17 protein-coding genes and 3 tRNA genes are annotated in these 17,086 nt (G+C 57.6%); 15 read left to right on the top strand and 5 right to left on the bottom strand.

Annotated elements, in window-relative coordinates; translation table 11 throughout:
- Positions 1-72 precede the first annotated feature (72 nt).
- The 3 genes from SELIN_RS02385 to SELIN_RS02375 all read right to left on the bottom strand — a co-directional run bounded on the left by SELIN_RS02385 (position 73) and on the right by SELIN_RS02375 (position 3,131).
- On the bottom strand, positions 73-447 hold the full coding sequence (locus SELIN_RS02385) for a GxxExxY protein (RefSeq protein WP_013505112.1): 375 nt from the start codon (positions 445-447) through the stop codon (positions 73-75).
- Between the two features lie 55 nt (positions 448-502).
- Positions 503-1,942 (bottom strand): Asp-tRNA(Asn)/Glu-tRNA(Gln) amidotransferase subunit GatB, encoded by a 1,440-nt coding sequence (gatB, locus tag SELIN_RS02380; protein ID WP_013505111.1) that lies wholly within the window; start codon positions 1,940-1,942, stop codon positions 503-505.
- Between the two features lie 247 nt (positions 1,943-2,189).
- Positions 2,190-3,131, bottom strand: a complete 942-nt coding sequence (locus tag SELIN_RS02375) for an AEC family transporter (protein ID WP_198007111.1) — start codon at positions 3,129-3,131, stop codon at positions 2,190-2,192.
- A 197-nt stretch (positions 3,132-3,328) separates the two neighbouring features.
- Between SELIN_RS02375 and SELIN_RS02370 the strand changes: the two genes are divergently transcribed.
- Genes SELIN_RS02370 through SELIN_RS02360 form a run of 3 tightly spaced genes read left to right on the top strand, consistent with a single transcriptional unit; the run spans position 3,329 to position 5,617 of the window.
- Positions 3,329-4,114: a transporter substrate-binding domain-containing protein gene (locus SELIN_RS02370; RefSeq protein WP_013505109.1), complete on the top strand. Its 786-nt coding sequence runs from the start codon at positions 3,329-3,331 to the stop codon at positions 4,112-4,114.
- On the top strand, positions 4,114-4,896 hold the full coding sequence (locus SELIN_RS02365) for an amino acid ABC transporter permease (protein WP_013505108.1): 783 nt from the start codon (positions 4,114-4,116) through the stop codon (positions 4,894-4,896). The genes SELIN_RS02370 and SELIN_RS02365 overlap by 1 nt, the downstream gene beginning before the upstream one ends.
- Complete coding sequence (locus SELIN_RS02360; RefSeq protein WP_013505107.1) at positions 4,886-5,617, top strand: amino acid ABC transporter ATP-binding protein; 732 nt, start codon at positions 4,886-4,888, stop codon at positions 5,615-5,617. Before SELIN_RS02365 ends, SELIN_RS02360 begins: the two co-directional genes overlap by 11 nt.
- Positions 5,618-5,860: 243 nt before the next feature.
- Here SELIN_RS02360 and SELIN_RS02355 read toward each other — a convergent pair whose 3' ends face one another.
- Positions 5,861-6,115, bottom strand: a complete 255-nt coding sequence (locus tag SELIN_RS02355; protein WP_013505106.1) for a ComEA family DNA-binding protein — start codon at positions 6,113-6,115, stop codon at positions 5,861-5,863.
- 188 nt (positions 6,116-6,303) lie between these two features.
- Positions 6,304-8,823, bottom strand: coding sequence for a preprotein translocase subunit SecA (gene secA / locus SELIN_RS02350; protein WP_013505105.1), 2,520 nt, complete (start codon positions 8,821-8,823; stop codon positions 6,304-6,306).
- Between the two features lie 379 nt (positions 8,824-9,202).
- On the opposite strand from secA, the gene SELIN_RS02345 reads away from it, so the two are divergent.
- From SELIN_RS02345 to SELIN_RS02290, 12 genes are all read left to right on the top strand, one after another.
- Positions 9,203-10,690 (top strand): tetratricopeptide repeat protein, encoded by a 1,488-nt coding sequence (locus SELIN_RS02345; protein WP_013505104.1) that lies wholly within the window; start codon positions 9,203-9,205, stop codon positions 10,688-10,690.
- 1 nt (position 10,691) lies between these two features.
- Entirely contained in the window at positions 10,692-11,630 is a 939-nt protein-coding gene (locus tag SELIN_RS13705; protein WP_049871075.1) for a YbgA family protein, read from the top strand.
- A 101-nt stretch (positions 11,631-11,731) separates the two neighbouring features.
- Entirely contained in the window at positions 11,732-12,118 is a 387-nt protein-coding gene (crcB, locus tag SELIN_RS02335) for a fluoride efflux transporter CrcB (protein ID WP_013505102.1), read from the top strand.
- A gap of 32 nt (positions 12,119-12,150) precedes the next feature.
- Positions 12,151-12,612, top strand: a complete 462-nt coding sequence (gene rpiB, locus SELIN_RS02330; protein WP_013505101.1) for a ribose 5-phosphate isomerase B — start codon at positions 12,151-12,153, stop codon at positions 12,610-12,612.
- A 19-nt stretch (positions 12,613-12,631) separates the two neighbouring features.
- A complete protein-coding gene (locus SELIN_RS02325; protein ID WP_013505100.1) occupies positions 12,632-13,852 on the top strand; it encodes a bifunctional 3,4-dihydroxy-2-butanone-4-phosphate synthase/GTP cyclohydrolase II in 1,221 nt (406 codons plus the stop codon).
- Positions 13,853-13,894: 42 nt separating this feature from the next.
- Positions 13,895-15,067 carry an HD-GYP domain-containing protein gene (locus tag SELIN_RS02320; RefSeq protein ID WP_013505099.1) on the top strand — a complete coding sequence of 391 codons (1,173 nt, stop codon included), beginning with the start codon at positions 13,895-13,897 and terminating at the stop codon, positions 15,065-15,067.
- Positions 15,068-15,084: 17 nt separating this feature from the next.
- Positions 15,085-15,594: a chemotaxis protein CheW gene (locus SELIN_RS02315; protein WP_013505098.1), complete on the top strand. Its 510-nt coding sequence runs from the start codon at positions 15,085-15,087 to the stop codon at positions 15,592-15,594.
- Between the two features lie 9 nt (positions 15,595-15,603).
- Positions 15,604-16,524, top strand: a complete 921-nt coding sequence (locus SELIN_RS02310; protein ID WP_013505097.1) for an ATP-binding response regulator — start codon at positions 15,604-15,606, stop codon at positions 16,522-16,524.
- Positions 16,521-16,721, top strand: coding sequence for a hypothetical protein (locus SELIN_RS02305; protein ID WP_013505096.1), 201 nt, complete (start codon positions 16,521-16,523; stop codon positions 16,719-16,721). The genes SELIN_RS02310 and SELIN_RS02305 overlap by 4 nt, the downstream gene beginning before the upstream one ends.
- Before the next feature lie 82 nt (positions 16,722-16,803).
- Positions 16,804-16,879: transfer RNA gene (locus tag SELIN_RS02300), tRNA-Thr, on the top strand.
- A 15-nt stretch (positions 16,880-16,894) separates the two neighbouring features.
- Positions 16,895-16,979: transfer RNA gene (locus tag SELIN_RS02295), tRNA-Tyr, on the top strand.
- 8 nt (positions 16,980-16,987) lie between these two features.
- A tRNA-Gly gene (locus tag SELIN_RS02290) sits at positions 16,988-17,064 on the top strand.
- Positions 17,065-17,086: the final 22 nt, after the last annotated feature.

The raw sequence follows: 17,086 nt of genomic DNA, 5'->3' as shown, positions 1-17,086 counted from the left end.
TCAAAACCGCAAATAAACGCGAATGGACGCAAATTCAAGAATAAAGCGTATCGAATGGGTCGAGCTCCGAACCTAGCGCTTCTGCAATACCACTTTTTTCCATTCAAGTCGGGGGTGCTTGAAATTCAGAATTATCCCAGCTTCCAGGCCCGTAATGCGAAGGTAATTCAGTACCTGGCCGACATGCGCCTCGCAAATGGCCTCTGCCGTTTTTACTTCCACAATCAGGCGCTGCTCCACTTCCAGATCGGGAACATATTCATCGACCTGCTGTCCACGATAGAGCACGGGATAGGTCTTCTGCTGGGTGAACTGAAGTCCCTGGTGCTGAAGTTCCATGCACAGAGCACGCTCGTAGGTTTTTTCACGCAAGCCATGGCCGAGCGTATTCAGCACTTCCATGGCACAGCCAGTTACACGATAGACCAGGTCGCTTTCGACATGCATGCTATTCCTTGTTTCTATTCGCGTACATTTGCGTTCATTCGCGGTGAATACCCTTTTACCCCAGCAGCTCCCGCAGCAGTTTGTTCACCAGCTCCGGGTTGGCTTTGCCTTTACTGGCTTTCATGCTCTGGCCCACCAGGAAACCCATGACTTTCTGTTCGCCATTTCGGTACTGCTCCACGGGGCCGGGGTTTTCGTCCAGGACTTTCTGCAGAAGTTCGCGGATGGCGCCTTCGTCCACCACCTGCACCAGGCCTTTTTCCTTCACGATGATTTCGGGGTCTTTGGGCTCTTCGCACATGTGCTCAAAGACGGTTTTGGCAATTTTGCCGCTGATGAGCTTATCGTCGATCATCTTGACCATCTTGCCGATGTACTGGGCGGGGATGTCAAATTCGCGAATGTCCTGTTTGCGCTCTTTCAGGACGCGCAGCACGTCGCCCATCACCCAGTTGGAGATGATTTTGCCGTTGTTATGGGTTTTGACGGCGGCTTCGTAGTAGTCGGCCACGTACTTGTCGGAGGTCAGGACGCCGGCGTCATAGACGGGGATGCCGTACTGCTGCACAAAGCGTTCCTTTTTGGCGTCGGGCAGTTCGGGCAGGGTGCCGCGCAGGGCGTCGATCCACTCATCGGTGAGGTTGACGGGCACCAGGTCGGGTTCGGGGAAGTAGCGGTAGTCGTGGGCTTCTTCCTTGCTGCGCATGGAGACGGTGATATTTTTTTCGGGGTCGTAGAGGCGGGTTTCCTGGACGACGCTGCCGCCTTCATCCAGAATCTGGGCCTGGCGTTTCATTTCGTATTCGATGGCCCGTCCCACGTTGCGGAAGGAGTTCATATTCTTGATTTCGGCTTTGGTGCCCAGTTTCTCCTGGCCCACGGGGCGCAGGGAGATGTTGACGTCGCAGCGCAGGGAGCCCTCTTCCATGTTGCAGTCGCACACTTCCAGGTACTCCAGGATGCTCTTGATCTTTTCCAGGTAGGCTTTGGCTTCCTCGGGGCCGCGCATGTCAGGCCTGGAGACGATCTCCATCAGGGGCGTACCGGCGCGGTTGAGATCAATGTAGGAGCTGCCGGGTTTGCCGATGCTGGAGCCGTGGATGGACTTGCCGGCGTCCTCTTCCATGTGAATGCGCTCGATGCCGATGCGCTTGGTCTGGCCCTCGGGCAGGTCGATCATGATGTAGCCCTCTCCCACGATGGGTTCTTCGTACTGGGAGATCTGGTAGCCCTTGGGCAGGTCGGGATAGAAGTAGTTCTTGCGGGCGAACTGGGAGAATTTGTTGATGGTGGAGTTGATGGCCAGGCCTGTCTTGATGGTGTAGTCCACCACCTTGCGGTTGAGCACGGGCAGGGAACCGGGCATGGCCAGGCACACCGGGCAGGTATGGGAATTGGGCTGCTGTCCGACTTTGGTGCTGCAGCCGCAGAAGATTTTGGATTCAGAGAGAACCTGGGCGTGAATTTCCAGTCCGATAACCGTTTCGTATTTCATGTGTATGCTCCCGAAAATATTCTCTGTATATGGGGTTGGTATCTTACGCCATTCACGCGCCATGAGGCAAGCCGCGAACACCACCGGATGGCTCAGCAACTCGCTGAAATATCACGGAACGGGCAGGCAATGGAAAAATCCCCAAGTGCAAGGCGTCCGCAGAGCGTGGCGTGAGGCGCACTCCCCGCATGTTGCAACGACGAGCGGCCGCGGGCAACACCACAGACGGGGATTTTTCAGCAGCCTGTCAGCCATTCAACAGAAAGCTGAGCACAATGGGCAGGGTAACAGCCGCCAGGGCGGTCTGAATGGTGATAATGCTGGCCATGAGGGTGGTGTCGCCCCCCAGCTGGCGGGCCAGGATATAGGCGGAGGGGGCCGTGGGCAGGGCGGTGAAGAGTACGGCGATGAAGAGGGCGTCACCGCTGAGACCCAGCCACATGCCAAGCGCTGCCGTCACCAGCGGCAGCACCATGAGTTTCAGGACGCTGGCAATGGCCAGATCCTTCTTGGATGAGGTGATGGCGCGAAACTGCAGTCCGGCACCGACGGCCAGCAGGCCAATGGGCAGGGAAGCGCGCCCCAGGGCGTCAATGGTGGCCAGTCCGAAGCTGGGCAGGGGGATGGCAAGGGCGTTGAAGAGAATGCCAACAACGCAGGCCAGGATAAGGGGGTTTTTGGCCAGGGCCACCAGTACTTTCTGCATGCCGCTGTGCTCATCGCTGCTGTGGCGCAGCAGTACAAAGACGCACAGCACATTGACCAGGGGAATCAGGGTCGCCATGGCAATGGCGGCAAAGGTCAGGCCGCTCTCCCCCAGCAGAGCAGCGGCGGCGGCAATGCCCACAAAGGTATTGAAGCGCACGGCCCCCTGGAACACTGAGGTGAAGGCCGGCCCGCCCATGCCCAGAGGTCGGCGCAGGATGACGGTCAGCAGGCCCACCAGCACGGTGGCGCCAGCCAGGGTCAATACCATGCTCCACAGGGAGAGCTCGGCCAGAGGCGCGCGGTAGAGGTTTGAGAACACCAGCGCGGGGAAAAAGATAAAGTAGGTGATGCGCTCGGCCAGGGGCCAGAAGGCATCACCGGGAAAACGGCGAACGCGCAGAAAATACCCGAGGGCAATGAGGGCGAAGACCGGGAAAAGGGCGCTGAAGATCGTAAACAATTCGTACCTCGATTTTGGCATTACGGCCTGATCAGGCGCAGAAGGGTAAGGATAGACCATGGCTGCTCCGTGAACAAGCTCCTTTTTACGGCCAAACTCCCCTTGCCTTCCCCCTGCACCAAAGGTACAAATCTCCTGAGAGGCTGCTGAAAACTCCAGCACAGGCAGTCCCCGCGAGTGGAATCTCTCACCGATCAGCCATACTTCCGGAGGTGCCCATGCCACGAATTGCCCTGCTGACACATGCTCTGATTGCCTTGCTCATATTCACCAGTACGGCTGCGGCCACCTCTTCAGCGCTGATCGTCGGCATGGAGCTATCCTACCCGCCCTTCGAGATGACAGATGCCAGAGGAGAGCCTTCGGGAATCAGCGTGGAGATGGCCAGGGCGATCGGGGAGATCCTCGGACGCGAAGTCATCATCGAAAATATTCCCTTTGACGGCTTGATCCCGGCCCTGCGCACGGGAAAAATCCATATGATCCTCTCCTCCATGACTGCCACGCAAGAGCGCGCACGGGTCGTTGATTTCTCCGAACCCTATCTGAGCACCGGGCTGTGTCTGCTCCTCAATCGGGCCAGTGAAGTCACCAGCATTGACGAACTGAACCGGCCGGGAGTGGTTATTGCTGTCAAACGCGGCACCACCGGACATGCCTACGCGTCTCGCCATCTGAGTCAGGCGCGCATACTGGTACTGGACAAGGAGGCCGCTGCGGTTCTTGAACTGGTACAGGGGAAGATTGACGCTTTCATTTACGATCAGATGTCTGTCTACTCGCACTGGCAGCGTAATCGGGAGACAACCCGCGCGATTCTGGAACCCTTTCAGCGTGAGTACTGGGCTGTGGGCCTGCCCAAGGGGAGTGAAGACCTGCGCCTTCAGATCAACGACGCCCTGGACCGGCTGCGCGGTGAGGGTTTTTTTGAAAGGCTGGGAGACAAGTACCTCGGCGAGCAAAAGCGCGCCTTTAAAGAGCTGGGATACGGATTCTACTACTGATGCCCTGGCAACGCTTTTTCCTGCGCGGCGCAGCGGCTCCCTCCCTGCCAGCGGCGACACTCAACGCCGTGGTACTGTGCTTCGGCCTCAGCGCCCTTTTTGTGTACGCTTTCAGCGCCCTGCAGTATGAGTGGCACTGGCAGGTACTCTACCAGTATCGGCACAAACTCTGGCAGGGGTGGCTGATGACCGTGATGATCAGCGCCATCAGCCTGCTGATGAGCCTTATCGTCGGCCTGCTGCTGGCCGCGGCTCAGCGCAGCCCGGTGATCCTCGTGTGCCAGCTTGGACGCACCATCGTGGAAGTGATTCGCGGCACACCGCTGCTGGTACAGATACTCATCTTCTTTTACGTGGTAGCCGATGCCTTTGGCCTGCAGAACCGCTATGTGGCAGGGGTGCTCATCCTTGCTCTCTTCAGCGGTGCCTATATCTCTGAAATCATCCGGGCCGGCGTCGAGAGCATCAGCCAGTCCCAGATTGACTCGGCACGCTCTTTGGGCTTCACCCCCTGGCAGATCTATCGCCATGTCATCATTCCCCAGGTGCTGCGACGCATCCTGCCGCCTTTGGCCGGGCAATTCGCCTCACTGATCAAGGACTCTTCGCTGCTGTCCATTATTGCCATCAGCGAGTTCACCCTGAACGCCCAGGAAGTGAACGCCTTCACCTTCAGTACCCTGGAGAGTTATCTGCCCCTGGCCCTGGGATACCTGATACTCACCCTGCCAGTTTCTCTGTACAGCCGCCACATGGAGAGGAAGTTCAACTATGCGACTTGAACTGAGCAGTCTGGTCATGAATTTTTCCGACCAGCGTGTACTGGGCCCCATTGACTTTGTTTCGCCTGACTTCGGCTGCCTGGTTCTGGTGGGACCATCGGGTAGTGGCAAGACCACTCTGCTGCGCATTCTGGCCGGACTGCTGATCCCCAGCGGTGGTGAAGTCCGTATCGACGGCCAGAGGGTCGCCCGTCGCGAGAGGGAACTGCTGGCCCACCGTCGCTGTGTGGGAATGGTCTTCCAGGAGTTCAACCTCTTTGCGCACCTCAGCGCCCTGGAGAACATCGCGCTGCCCCTGCGCGAAGTGCACGGTTACCATCGTCAGGCTGCTGATGAACGCGCCTGGCATTTACTGGAGCGCTTCAACCTCCAGGAGCATGCCACCAAAAAACCCGCCCAGCTTTCGGGCGGACAGAAGCAGCGCATCGCCCTCGCCCGTGCCATCGCCATAAAGCCGCGCTTTTTCCTGCTGGACGAACCCACTTCAGCCCTTGACCCCATGATGACCACCGAAGTCCTTGACATGATTGCGCAGCTCCGTGAGGCCGGACAGAAGATCATCATCGCCTCTCATCATATGGGATTCGCCCGGCGGGTCGGCGACCTGTGCGCTTTTGTGGAAAACGGTCAGCTGGTGGAATGGGCCGACACCAGCACCTTCTTCAATGCTCCCCGAACACTCTCACTGCAGCGTTTCCTGGAGACAGTCCTGCGCTATTAGCAGGCCGCTGAAAACCCTCATCTGTGGCGTTGCTCGCAGGACGCTCACGCGCCAGCAACGCACGGGGAGTACGCTTCATTTTCGCTCCGCGAGCGCCTTGCGCCTGAGCATTTTCAATTGCCTGCGCAGTTTGAGTTATTTCAGCAACCTGTTGATCAAACCGCAGACGAGGGGTTTCAGCAACCTGCCAATAAAAAAGCCCACAGCGCGGGGCTGCGGGCAGCAACAGAAAAAAGACGACAATCACTCTACGGTAATACTGTCCTTATTCCTCTCAAAGGTTGACTTTCCAATTCCCTTGACGCGAGTGATATCCTCAGGCTTCTGAAAAGGGCCATTCTGTTCGCGATACTCGATAATCGCCGCGGCCCGCTGATCTCCCACGCCATTGAGCGCGGCCAGCTCCGCCTGTGATGCGGTGTTGATGTTTACTTTTGCCAGGGCGATGCCAAAGGCGAGTCCGATAACACACAACAAGGCCAGAATTCTTCGTACCATGGGAATACCTCCGGAAGAGTTTTCGGGTTACACAGAACGATAATAGACGGTAATGCATAGAATGTAAATTGTATTTACGAGTTCCAATAAAAATAACAACAGCGACATCCGTCGCGCAGCAAAAAAAAGCCCCCGCAAACGCGGAGGCCTTGATGCTTTCAGTCTGCCTGCGGGCAGTGCCTTTATTGTCAGTTGGCACCACAGCAGAGTTTGTACTTCACCCCACTGCCACAGGGACACAGCGCGTTGGCAGCTGGTGTGCTCTTCTGGGCCTTCTTCTGCTGGCGCCGCCGCTCTGCGCGGTTACGGGCCTCAGGAACTGAAGCAGCATCCTGCAGGGACGGGGGCTCTTCCTCCTTGGCTATCTCCACCTTGAAGAGGATAACGACAGTCTCTTCCTTGATGCGGCTCATCATATTTTCGAAGAGCTCAAAGGCTTCGCGCTTGTATTCGGTGAGGGGATTTTTCTGGCCGTAGCTGCGCAGGCCGATGCCCTCCTTGAGGCGGTCCATGCTCAGCAGGTTATCCTTCCACGCGGTATCGATGATATTGAGCAGGAAATAGCGCTTGAGGGCAAAGAAGCGCTCCTTGCCGATTTCCTCCTCCTTGCGGTGCAGCACTTCAAAGACCTGCGCGCGCAGACCTTCCCTGACTTCCGTCACCTTGGCGGTGTCGTCAAAGCGGCCGAAATCCGGGGCGAAGGAGAAGTAATAACGGAAGGATTCGCTCAGCTCTTCCTGTTTCACGTCCTGGGTATAGCCCACTGCCGGTATGGAGAGCTGGAAGATATCGTGGAGAATCTGGTCGATGCGCTCCTCGACCATGCCGTCAACGCCTTCGCCGCCAAGGATTTCGCGGCGATAGGTATAGATGATCTGGCGCTGCTGGTTCATGACATCGTCATACTCCAGCAGGTGTTTACGTACTTCAAAGTGGTAGTTTTCCACTTTTTTCTGGGCATTCTCGATGGCCCGGTTGACCAGCGTATGCTCGATGGGCTCGCCTTCCTGCATGCCGAAACGATCCATGAGGTTCTTGATGCGGTCGCCGCCAAAAATCCGCATGAGATCGTCCTCCAGGGAGAGGAAGAACTGTGAGCTTCCCGGGTCGCCCTGACGCCCGGAGCGTCCGCGCAGCTGGTTGTCGATGCGGCGGGATTCATGGCGTTCGGTGCCCACTATATGCAGGCCGCCAAGCTCCAGCACGCCTTCGCCCAGCTTGATGTCGGTTCCACGGCCAGCCATGTTGGTGGCAATGGTCACGGCGCCTTGCTTGCCTGCATCGGCAATGATGGTGGCTTCATGGGCGTGGTTCTTGGCGTTCAGCACATTGTGCTTGATCTTGGCTTTCTTCAGCAGATTCGACAGGTATTCACTGCTCTCAACGGAGATGGTTCCCACCAGGCAAGGCTGCCCCTTCTGGTGCGCTTCGCGAATCTCTTCAATGACGGCGGCAAACTTCTCGTCCTTGGTGCGGTAGACCTTGTCGGTGTTGTCGATACGCTGCATGGGGACGTTCGTGGGAATAACGGCCACTTCCAGGTCATAGATCTTCTTGAATTCCGCCGCCTCGGTATCCGCCGTGCCGGTCATGCCCGCCAGCTTGCTGTAGAGACGGAAGTAGTTCTGATAGGTGATGGTGGCCAGGGTCTGGTTTTCCCGTTCAATGGGCACCTGCTCCTTGGCCTCAATGGCCTGGTGCAGGCCGTCGCTGTAACGGCGTCCCTCCAGCACACGACCCGTGAATTCATCGACGATGACAACCTTGCCATCCTCGTCCACCATATAGTGGATATCGCGCTGGTAATTGTGGTGGGCTTTCAGGGACTGGTTGACGTGGTGCAAAAGCTTCATATTGCTGACGTCGTAGAGGTTTTCAATGCCCAGCAGGGCTTCAGCCTGCTTGACGCCAGGCTCTGTCAGCACGGTATTGCGGCTCTTTTCGTCAATGTTGAAGTGCTCACCCTCCTGAAGCTGACGCACCACCTTGTCGGCGCGGTAGTAGTCGTCGGTGGAGACTTCGGCGGGGCCACTGATTATGAGCGGTGTGCGGGCTTCGTCAATCAGGATGGAGTCCACTTCGTCCACAATGGCGAAGTTGTGTTCGCGCTGGACGTAGTCTTCGATACGGAATTTCATATTATCGCGCAGGTAGTCAAAACCCAGCTCGTTATTGGTTCCATAGGTGATATCGGCACCATAGGCGGCTTTGCGCTCCTCATCGGTCAGGCCGTGGACGATCACCCCAACCTCCAGGCCGAGAAAGCGATAAATTTTCCCCATCCACTCGGAGTCGCGCTTTGCCAGGTAATCGTTGACGGTGATAACGTGGACACCCTTGCCACTCAGGGCGTTCAGGTACACTGGCAGTGTGGCTACCAGGGTCTTGCCTTCACCGGTCTTCATTTCCGCGATATTGCCGGCGTGCAACACGGCACCACCGATAAGCTGCACATCAAAGTGACGCATTCCGGTGGTTCGCACTGACGCTTCGCGCACCACAGCGAAGGCTTCCGGCATAAGGTCATCCAGACTTTCGCCGGCAGCGTAGCGCTCGCGGAATTCAATGGTCTTGGCCTTGAGTTCATCGTCACTGAGTGCCTGCGTGGAAGCTTCAAGGGCGTTGACTTTATCCACCAGGGGCCGGATTTTCTTCAGTTCCCGTTCGTTCTTTGTTCCAACTATCTTTTTGGCCAGATACTTCAGCATACATACCTTCATTTCGGGTGTGGTTTTCAAGGGAACCTATATACCAGATGGGGTAAAATGTGGCAAATGAAATACATTTTACAGTAAAGCCGCATCTAACTTTCCTACGGCAATGGCGCAACAAAAATACCGCCTTCCGGTGGCCGGTCATACCATCTGCCGTATTGACTTCTGCAGGGGAGTGCTTCAATCTAGCAGCTTGCTGAAATACCTCAAACGCGCAGGCAATTGAAAAATGCTCAGGTGCAAGGCGCTCGCGAAGCGAGGAATGAAGCGTACTCCCCGTACGTTGCAGTGACGAGCGACGGCGAGCAACGCCGCAGATGAGGGTTTTTCAGCAGCCGACTAGGCCAGACTCAGTACAATTCCGGATGGTACCATGCAGCCTCTGCCTTACTACGCCCTTGGTGAAAACGCCTACGCCCGTCGTCAGTACGACGAAGCCCTGGAGTACTTCCTGCTGGAGATTCAGGCCGATCCCCAGTGGATCAGGCCCTGGATGAGCGTGGGCATGCTCCTGCTGGCCCAGGGGCGCTTTGAAGAGTGCCGCCTCCACATGGAAACCGCCGTAGGGCACATCCCCCGTTCACCCATCCTGCACATGCTGCTGGGTGACTCCTACCTGAACCTGGACGAGTATCAGGCCGCCATCGAACAATATCAGCTTTCCCTCGACCTCCTGCGGGAACACGGCACTGCGGCAGAGCAGGTGCAGGTTGATCACGACCGCATCCGCGGCCAGATATTCAAGGCCATGGGCGACTGCTTCATGATGCTTGAAAACGATGAGCAGGCCATGGAGCACTTCCGACAGGCCATCGCCTTCGGAGAAAGCAGCCGCGAACTCTCCCACAAGATGGCCCTCATCTGCATTGAAAGCGCCCGCTTCGCCGAGGCCGAAGAGATCACTGCCCAGATACTGGAAACAGAACCCACAGACCAGACCGGGCACCAGCTCAGTGGTTACCTGGCCGGCTGCCAGCGCGGCCATGAGGCCCTGCAACGCGCCATGGAGCAGATCCGCAGCTACGAGAAGCGCCTGAACATGGCGGGAAAACTCTTCACCCAACTGGGAAAGCGTTCTGAATTCTTCCTGGAGCGGGTGCAGCCCGGCTCGGAAGAGATGGCTGGCGTGGCGCGCATCGTGAAAAAGTCCCAGAAGGAGTTCCAGAAAGCCCTGCGACGCATTGCCCTGCAGCCCGGTGAGAACGACGACATGGGGCAGCTGACGGAAGACCTGATCGGGGCCATCATGCCCCACTTCAAGACCCACAGCGAACTGCTGGACGATGTACAGGCCCAGGCCCACAAAGCCGTGGGAGACCCCTGCTGGAACCTGATGGGCGACGACAGTAAGCAGCTGCTTATCCAGGCCCTCTACCTGGAGCAGCGTTACGAACAGGCACGTTTCTCCAGTGGGCTGACCGGCATCCAGTACTGCTTTGTACTGGAGCGCGAACTCAAGCGCCACCTCTTTTACCCCTTCAAACAGCAGTTCCTGCAGGAATGCTTTGAGCCCAAAAAAGAGACCTTCAAGATCATGGCTAACTATATCGGCGACAAGATCAATCTCTCCCTTGGCCAGATGGCCAACGTGCTGGAAGCTCTCAAGGATGACAATCCCCATGAGCTCAGCGGCTCCATGGAGGCACTGCGCCAGTTCACCAGTACCCGCCTGAAAAATGGCCTGCAGCTCATCAACAGCAGCTTCCCCCAGCAGGTGAACGACCTGGCCATCAACTACCGCAACTGCTGGGCCCATGGAGAAAATCTGCATCCGGAGGCTTCCAGCGAGTGCCGCAGCATCGTTCTGGGGGATGAAAACACCACGGGGCTGCTGGCTACTTTCCTGGAAGAGCTGCGCTGACGTGAGCCAGTCCATGGGTCCCCGCCTGCTGGTCAGCCGCTGCCTGGGCTTTGCCCCCTGCCGCTATGACGGCCGCCAGCTCCAGTGCGAACTGGTGGATGCCCTGAGACCCCATTGCGAAATTCTCACCATCTGCCCCGAAGTGGACGCCGGCCTCCAGACACCCCGTCCACCCATGAATATCCACCGCTGTGCCCATGGCGCGATACAGCTGATCCAGGCCACGGACCAGCGCGATCTGACCGCTCAGCTGTCTGAGTTCGCCACAACCAGTATTCCCGGCCTTGATATCGATGGTGCTTTCCTGAAGGCCAAATCTCCCTCCTGCGGAGTGGACAGCACACCCCACCACCTGCCTGACACGACCACTGTCCGCGACTCCGGCCTTTTTGCCAGCCATCTGCGGCAATACTTCCCCTGGCTGCCCCTGGGCGATGAAGTCGGGCTGGAAGACCCCGAAACGCGCCACCACTTCCTGGCACGCCTGTTCTGCCTGGGGCGCTGGCGCCACAGCCATCAGGAGGAGCTCCCTGGATGGCTGGAACACTTTCACCGCCGCCACAAGTACCTCCTCATGGCCTACGACCCCAAAAGGCAGAAGGAGCTGGGAGCCGTCGTCGCCGCAGCGGGCAGGCATCCGGACGCCAGCCACATCAATGCCTATGAATACGGGCTGCGCGGAGCCCTGCAGGCTCCGGTGACGCGGGGCCGGGTTATCAATGCCATCCAGCATATGGCCGGGTACTTTCAGCCCAGCAAGCAGGAAAAAGAAGCTTTCGCCACAGCCCTGAGGGCCTACCAGTCCGGCACTGTTCACACGGAAGTCCCGCTGGAACACCTGCGCGACTGGAACACCAGACAACCCAACGCCTACATTGAGGAACAGCACTTCCTGATGGGGCTCTCAGCAGTCTGCCGGAATGACTCCCCACTGCCATAACGCTTTGGGAGTTTTCCCTTGGTGCGCCCCTCCAGGCGTGGTAATATCTCGGTTTACCATTTCGGGAGTGACAACATGTTTCCAGTGGCCGGGTATCGCCCATGACACAGGTTCTGTTTATCGCCGTCGGCGGTGCGCTCGGCGCCCTGGCCCGTTTTTTCAGTGGCGCCCTGGCCCTGAAGCTCCTGGGCGGAAACTTTCCCTTCGGCACCCTGCTGGTCAATGTCGCGGGAAGCTTTCTGCTGGGCGTGGTCTACGTACTCACAACCCAGAAGGGCATGCTGCCCGATGAGTTCCGGCTCTTTTTTGCCATCGGCTTTCTGGGCTCCTACACCACCTTCAGCACCTTCGCCCTGGATTCGGTACTCCTCAGCGACAGTGGCACCATGGGGCTGGCACTGATCAATATTCTGCTGAACGTGACATTGTCCATTGCCGCTGTGGTGGGAGGCATGATGCTTACCCGCATGCTGCTGGTACAGGCATAAACAAAAAATACCCTATTTTCCCTGGAGGATATGTGCAGATAGCTTTCGGATGTGATCACGGCGGTTTTATGCTCAAGGAGCTGATTCTTTCCGTGGTCCGTAAAAATGGACTGGATATTCTTGATTTTGGTTGCATGAATACTGAGCGGGTGGACTACCCGGACTACGCCAGCCCGGTCTGTCAGGCTATCAGAAGCGGGCAGGCCCAGCGGGGCATCCTGGTGTGCGGCTCTGGTATTGGCATGAGCATTGCCGCTAACAAGTTCGCGGGCATCCGCGCCACCCTGTGCAACGACCTGTACACCGCCCGCTTCAGCCGCCTGCACAACGACTCCAATGTGCTGTGCCTGGGTGGACGCATCATCGGCCCGGATCTGGCTGCCGATATCGTGCAAGTATGGCTTGACAGCGAGTTTGAGGGAGGGCGCCACAGCGGACGCCTGCAGAAAATCCGTGACCTGGAGACAGCTTCCAAAGCTGCGCCGGGCTGCTAACACAGGAGACAACGACAGCATGAGCAGTGACGAAAAACAACGCTTTGATTCCATAGAAGAGGCCATTGAGGATATCCGCAATGGCAAGATGGTCATCCTGGTGGATGACGAAGATCGCGAAAACGAGGGTGACCTGGTCTGTGCGGCCGAGAAGGTCACGCCGGAAATCATCAACTTCATGGCGAAATTCGGCCGCGGCCTGATCTGCCTCTCCCTGAGTCGCGAAAAGGCGGAGACCCTGGATCTCGGGCCCATGGTGCGCGACAACACCTGCGCCTTCGAGACGGCCTTCACCGTCTCCATCGAAGCCCGTCACGGCGTCAGTACCGGCATCAGCGCCCAGGACCGGGCCCATACGATTCTGACCGCCGTGGCCCCCGACAGCAAAGCCCACGACCTGGTGCGCCCCGGCCATGTATTCCCCCTGATCGCCAAAGATGGCGGCGTCCTGCAGCGCACCGGCCAGACCGAGGGCAGCGTGGATCTGGCCCGCCTGGCCGGCCTCTCGCCTGCCGGGGTCATCTGCGAGATCATGAACGACGACGGCACCATGGCGCGTTACAGCGAACTGCGCGCCTTTGCCGACGAACACCATATGAAACTGGTGACCATCAAAGATCTGATCTCCTACCGCGTTCATGTCAGAAAAGAGCTTTCCATAGAGCGCATCGCCGAAGCCAATCTGCCCACCCGCTACGGTGGCGACTTCAAACTGATCGGCTACCGCTCCCGACTGGATGGCAGTGAGCACATCGCCCTGGTGAAGGGGGATATCACTCCGGAAACCCCGACCCTGGTGCGGGTACACTCCCAGTGCCTGACAGGAGATGTGTTTGGCTCCCTGCGCTGCGACTGCGGTTCCCAGATTCAGACAGCCATGAAGGCCATTGAAGAGGCGGGATCCGGCGTTGTGCTCTACCTCTTCCAGGAAGGACGCGGCATCGGCATTCTCAATAAGATCCGCGCCTACCATCTGCAGGACGAGGGCATGGATACGGTGGAGGCCAACGAAGCCCTGGGATTTGCCGCTGACCTGCGCGACTATGGCACCGGCGCCCAGATCATCGCCGACCTCGGCATCAAAAAGATCCGCTTGCTGACCAACAACCCCCGTAAACTGGTGGGCCTTTCCGGATACGGGCTTGAGATAGACGAGCGCGTTCCCCTGCATACAGCAGAGTGCGAACACAATACCCGCTACCTCAACACCAAGAAAGACAAGCTGGGACACTTACTGTAAAAGATTACCCGTAAACGGCTTATTTCAATACACAGGTGACGCGTGCGCAGGATTTCCCTGGAAAAAATTCAGTCGGGCGAAAAGACCGCCGATGGCGTGTACACCGGGGGAGACAACCTCCTGGTGGGTGCCGGCTATCGCCTGAGCGGCAAGAATCTCGACCGCCTGGACGAGCTGGGAGTCCTGTGGGTGTACATGGATGACCCCCGTACCCAGGGAATGCAGCCCTCTGCCACGATCAGCGAAGATCTGAAGCGCACCACCAGGCATCGCGTTCACCAGGTTTTCCACGCCATCACCGAGGCGCATGCCAACCAGACCATCGACGACCCGGAAACCCACATGGATGCAGTCTGCCCCAAGGGAATAACTTCAGAGTGGCTCAGTGAGCTGGAAGCTGCCAGCAAGAGTCTTCTGGAAAACATTTTCCTGGGAAGCTCCAAGTGTTTTGTGGTCACCCCCCAGGAGGAGCGGGAAGGCTACTTCTCCCACCACGCCATCGAGGTTCTGGCAGGCTGCGTCATGATGGCCCGCAAGATGCTCTATGACAGCAAGGAGATTGCCGCCATCGCCCAGGGGGGGCTGATGCACAATGTGGGCATGTTCTTTCTGCCGACGGCGCTGGTGGAGCGCGAAGGCGCCCTGAGCGCCGCCGAGGACGCCCTGATGCGCCACCACCCCCATCTGGGATATGAGTTCCTGCGCAAGAACCCGCGGGTGGGCATTCTGGCGGCCCACATGGCCTATCAGCACCATGAAAGCCAGGATGGCAGTGGCTATCCCCGCGCCCTCAAGGGCTCCAACCGCATCCCCAAAAGGCGTGAACCCATTGCCACCAAAGCGCAGATACACCGCTACGCAGAGATCTGCGCCATTGTGGATACCTTCGTGGCCCTGACTTCCCACCGACCCTACCGCAAAGCCATGACCGTGGACAGGGCCCTGGATGTGATCATGCGCCTGGCGGGAAACCGTCTGAACCTGGAGATGGTCAAGGTGTTCATCTCCATCACGCCCCGCTACCCAGCGGGAAGCGAAATCCAGATTCTCAGCGGTGAATATGCCGGGCATACCGGAGTGGTCTGGGAACTTTCAACCCTCGAGATCAACCGCCCGCTCATCAAGGTCCTGGATACCCCGGACGGCGATGCTCTGGCAGACGATGTCTTCATCAATCTGATCGAACAACCCTTTATTCAGATACAGTGCATCTGAGAGAGCAGGAGTGTGCCATGCAGAAGTCAAAGCCTCAGGAAGAAAAGATTCTTGATACGTCCCTGACGGAAAACAACGACGAAATGCTCCAGTTTGTGAGCTTTATGCTCCACGATGAAGAGTACCTGGTGGATATCCACATGGTGCGGGAAATCATCAAGAAAACCACCATCACTTCCATACCGAAAAGCTCCTCCTTCATGGAGGGCATCATCGATTTGCGCGGTTCGGTCATCCCCATCATCAACCTGGCGAAAAAGCTGGGACATCCCACCTCTGACCTGCAGGAGGAAACCAACATCATCATTGTCAGCGTGCAGGGGAAACTCATCGGACTGGTGGTGGACGCTGTACGGGAAGTGGTGCGCATCAGGAACAGCCAGGTGGAGGCCAATCCCTCCATCGCCAAGGGCGGACGCCAGCGCCTTGGTGGCGTGGTGCAGTACCAGGATCGCCTGCTGATTCTACTGGACATGAACTCCCTTTTCAGCGAAGGCGAAATGGACGATATCCTCTCCAACACGTAAAGGACGGACATGCAAGGGCACTCTCTTCTGTGGATAGGAACCGGAGACTTTTTCCAGGAGCAGGCAGCGACGATACAGGCGCTCCAGAGCAGGGGCTTTTCCGTGCTCTTTTCCACGGCGGAACAGGCATTTGATCTCTACTGGGAGAGCATGCCACACATCATCATCGATGAAGGCAGCGACCAATGCCTCAACGAGCAGCCCATTGCCAAAATCCGCAAGGTGACTCCCGATATTCCCATCATCGTCCTGGGGCGCGAGAATGCCCCCGACTGCATTCTGCACTGCCTGCGCTGCGGCGCTTTTGACTACCTGGCACCGCCCTGGAGTAATGAAGAGCTGCTGGAATCCCTCGACAGGGCTGTGATTCGACTGCTGCAGAGTTTCGCCAATACCATGATACTGAAGCAGCTCGTGGAAGAGCGCCGCGAATACGCTCTCGATAACAGCATCGACATGATTCACGGCGTCATCAGCTCCCTGATGCCCACCATCAATACCTTCTGCAGCGCCAAAAGCGCCAATGAAATCCGCATGGCCCTCTTTGAAATCCTGCTGAACGCCATTGAGCACGGAAACCTGCGCATCGGCTACGACGAGAAAAACGATGCCCTTGATGCTGGCACATATCAGCAGCTTTTTGAAGAGCGCACCCGCCAGCACGGTCACAAGAAGGTGCGTTTTGTTTTTATCTTCCGTCGCAACCTCTTCACTTTTATCGTGGAAGACGAAGGCGAGGGCTTCAACGTCAAGCAGCTTCCAGATCCTCGCAATGCGGAAAACCTTTTGAAGACCTCTGGCCGGGGCATTCTCATGAGCTACTTTTACATGGACCGCATTCAGTATAACCGCAAGGGCAACCGCGTCATCCTGATCAAGCGAGCCGACAAGCTGTGCGTCCAGAGACCCGACTTCAGGAGCCATCCATGAAACAGACTTGTGCCACCTGCGCCTGGCGCGCCACCTGCGGGAAAAAATTCTCCATTTCCGATCCATCACGATGCCCTGATTATGTTGCCGATTTGCAGCTGCAGCAGCAGGCCATCGGGGATGAGTCCAGCACCTCCGACCGAAACCCTCCCCGTAAAGCACTGCGCTGGGAGCAGATGCAGGAAAAAGACAAGTAAGCGGAGATTTTGCTTGAAATCGCTGAGTATTTCCCTATAATCCCCGATGTTCGACGGGGGCCTGTCCTCTGTCGGCGTATGGGCTGGTGTAGCTCAATTGGCAGAGCAGCTGACTTGTAATCAGCAGGTTGGGGGTTCAATTCCTCTCACCAGCTCCATTCAGCCATTATCGTGGGGAGGTTCCCGAGCGGCCAAAGGGAACAGACTGTAAATCTGTCGTCATCGACTTCGGAGGTTCGAATCCTCCCCTCCCCACCACTCTTTAAGCGGGAGTAGCTCAGTTGGCTAGAGCATCAGCCTTCCAAGCTGAGGGTCGCGGGTTCGAGTCCCGTTTCCCGCTCCAAATGGAACAAGCACACTCACAT

It is taken from the genome of Desulfurispirillum indicum S5, from assembly GCF_000177635.2.
Classification (GTDB): domain Bacteria; phylum Chrysiogenota; class Chrysiogenetes; order Chrysiogenales; family Chrysiogenaceae; genus Desulfurispirillum; species Desulfurispirillum indicum.
This window is presented reverse-complemented; position numbering and strand designations above follow the sequence as displayed.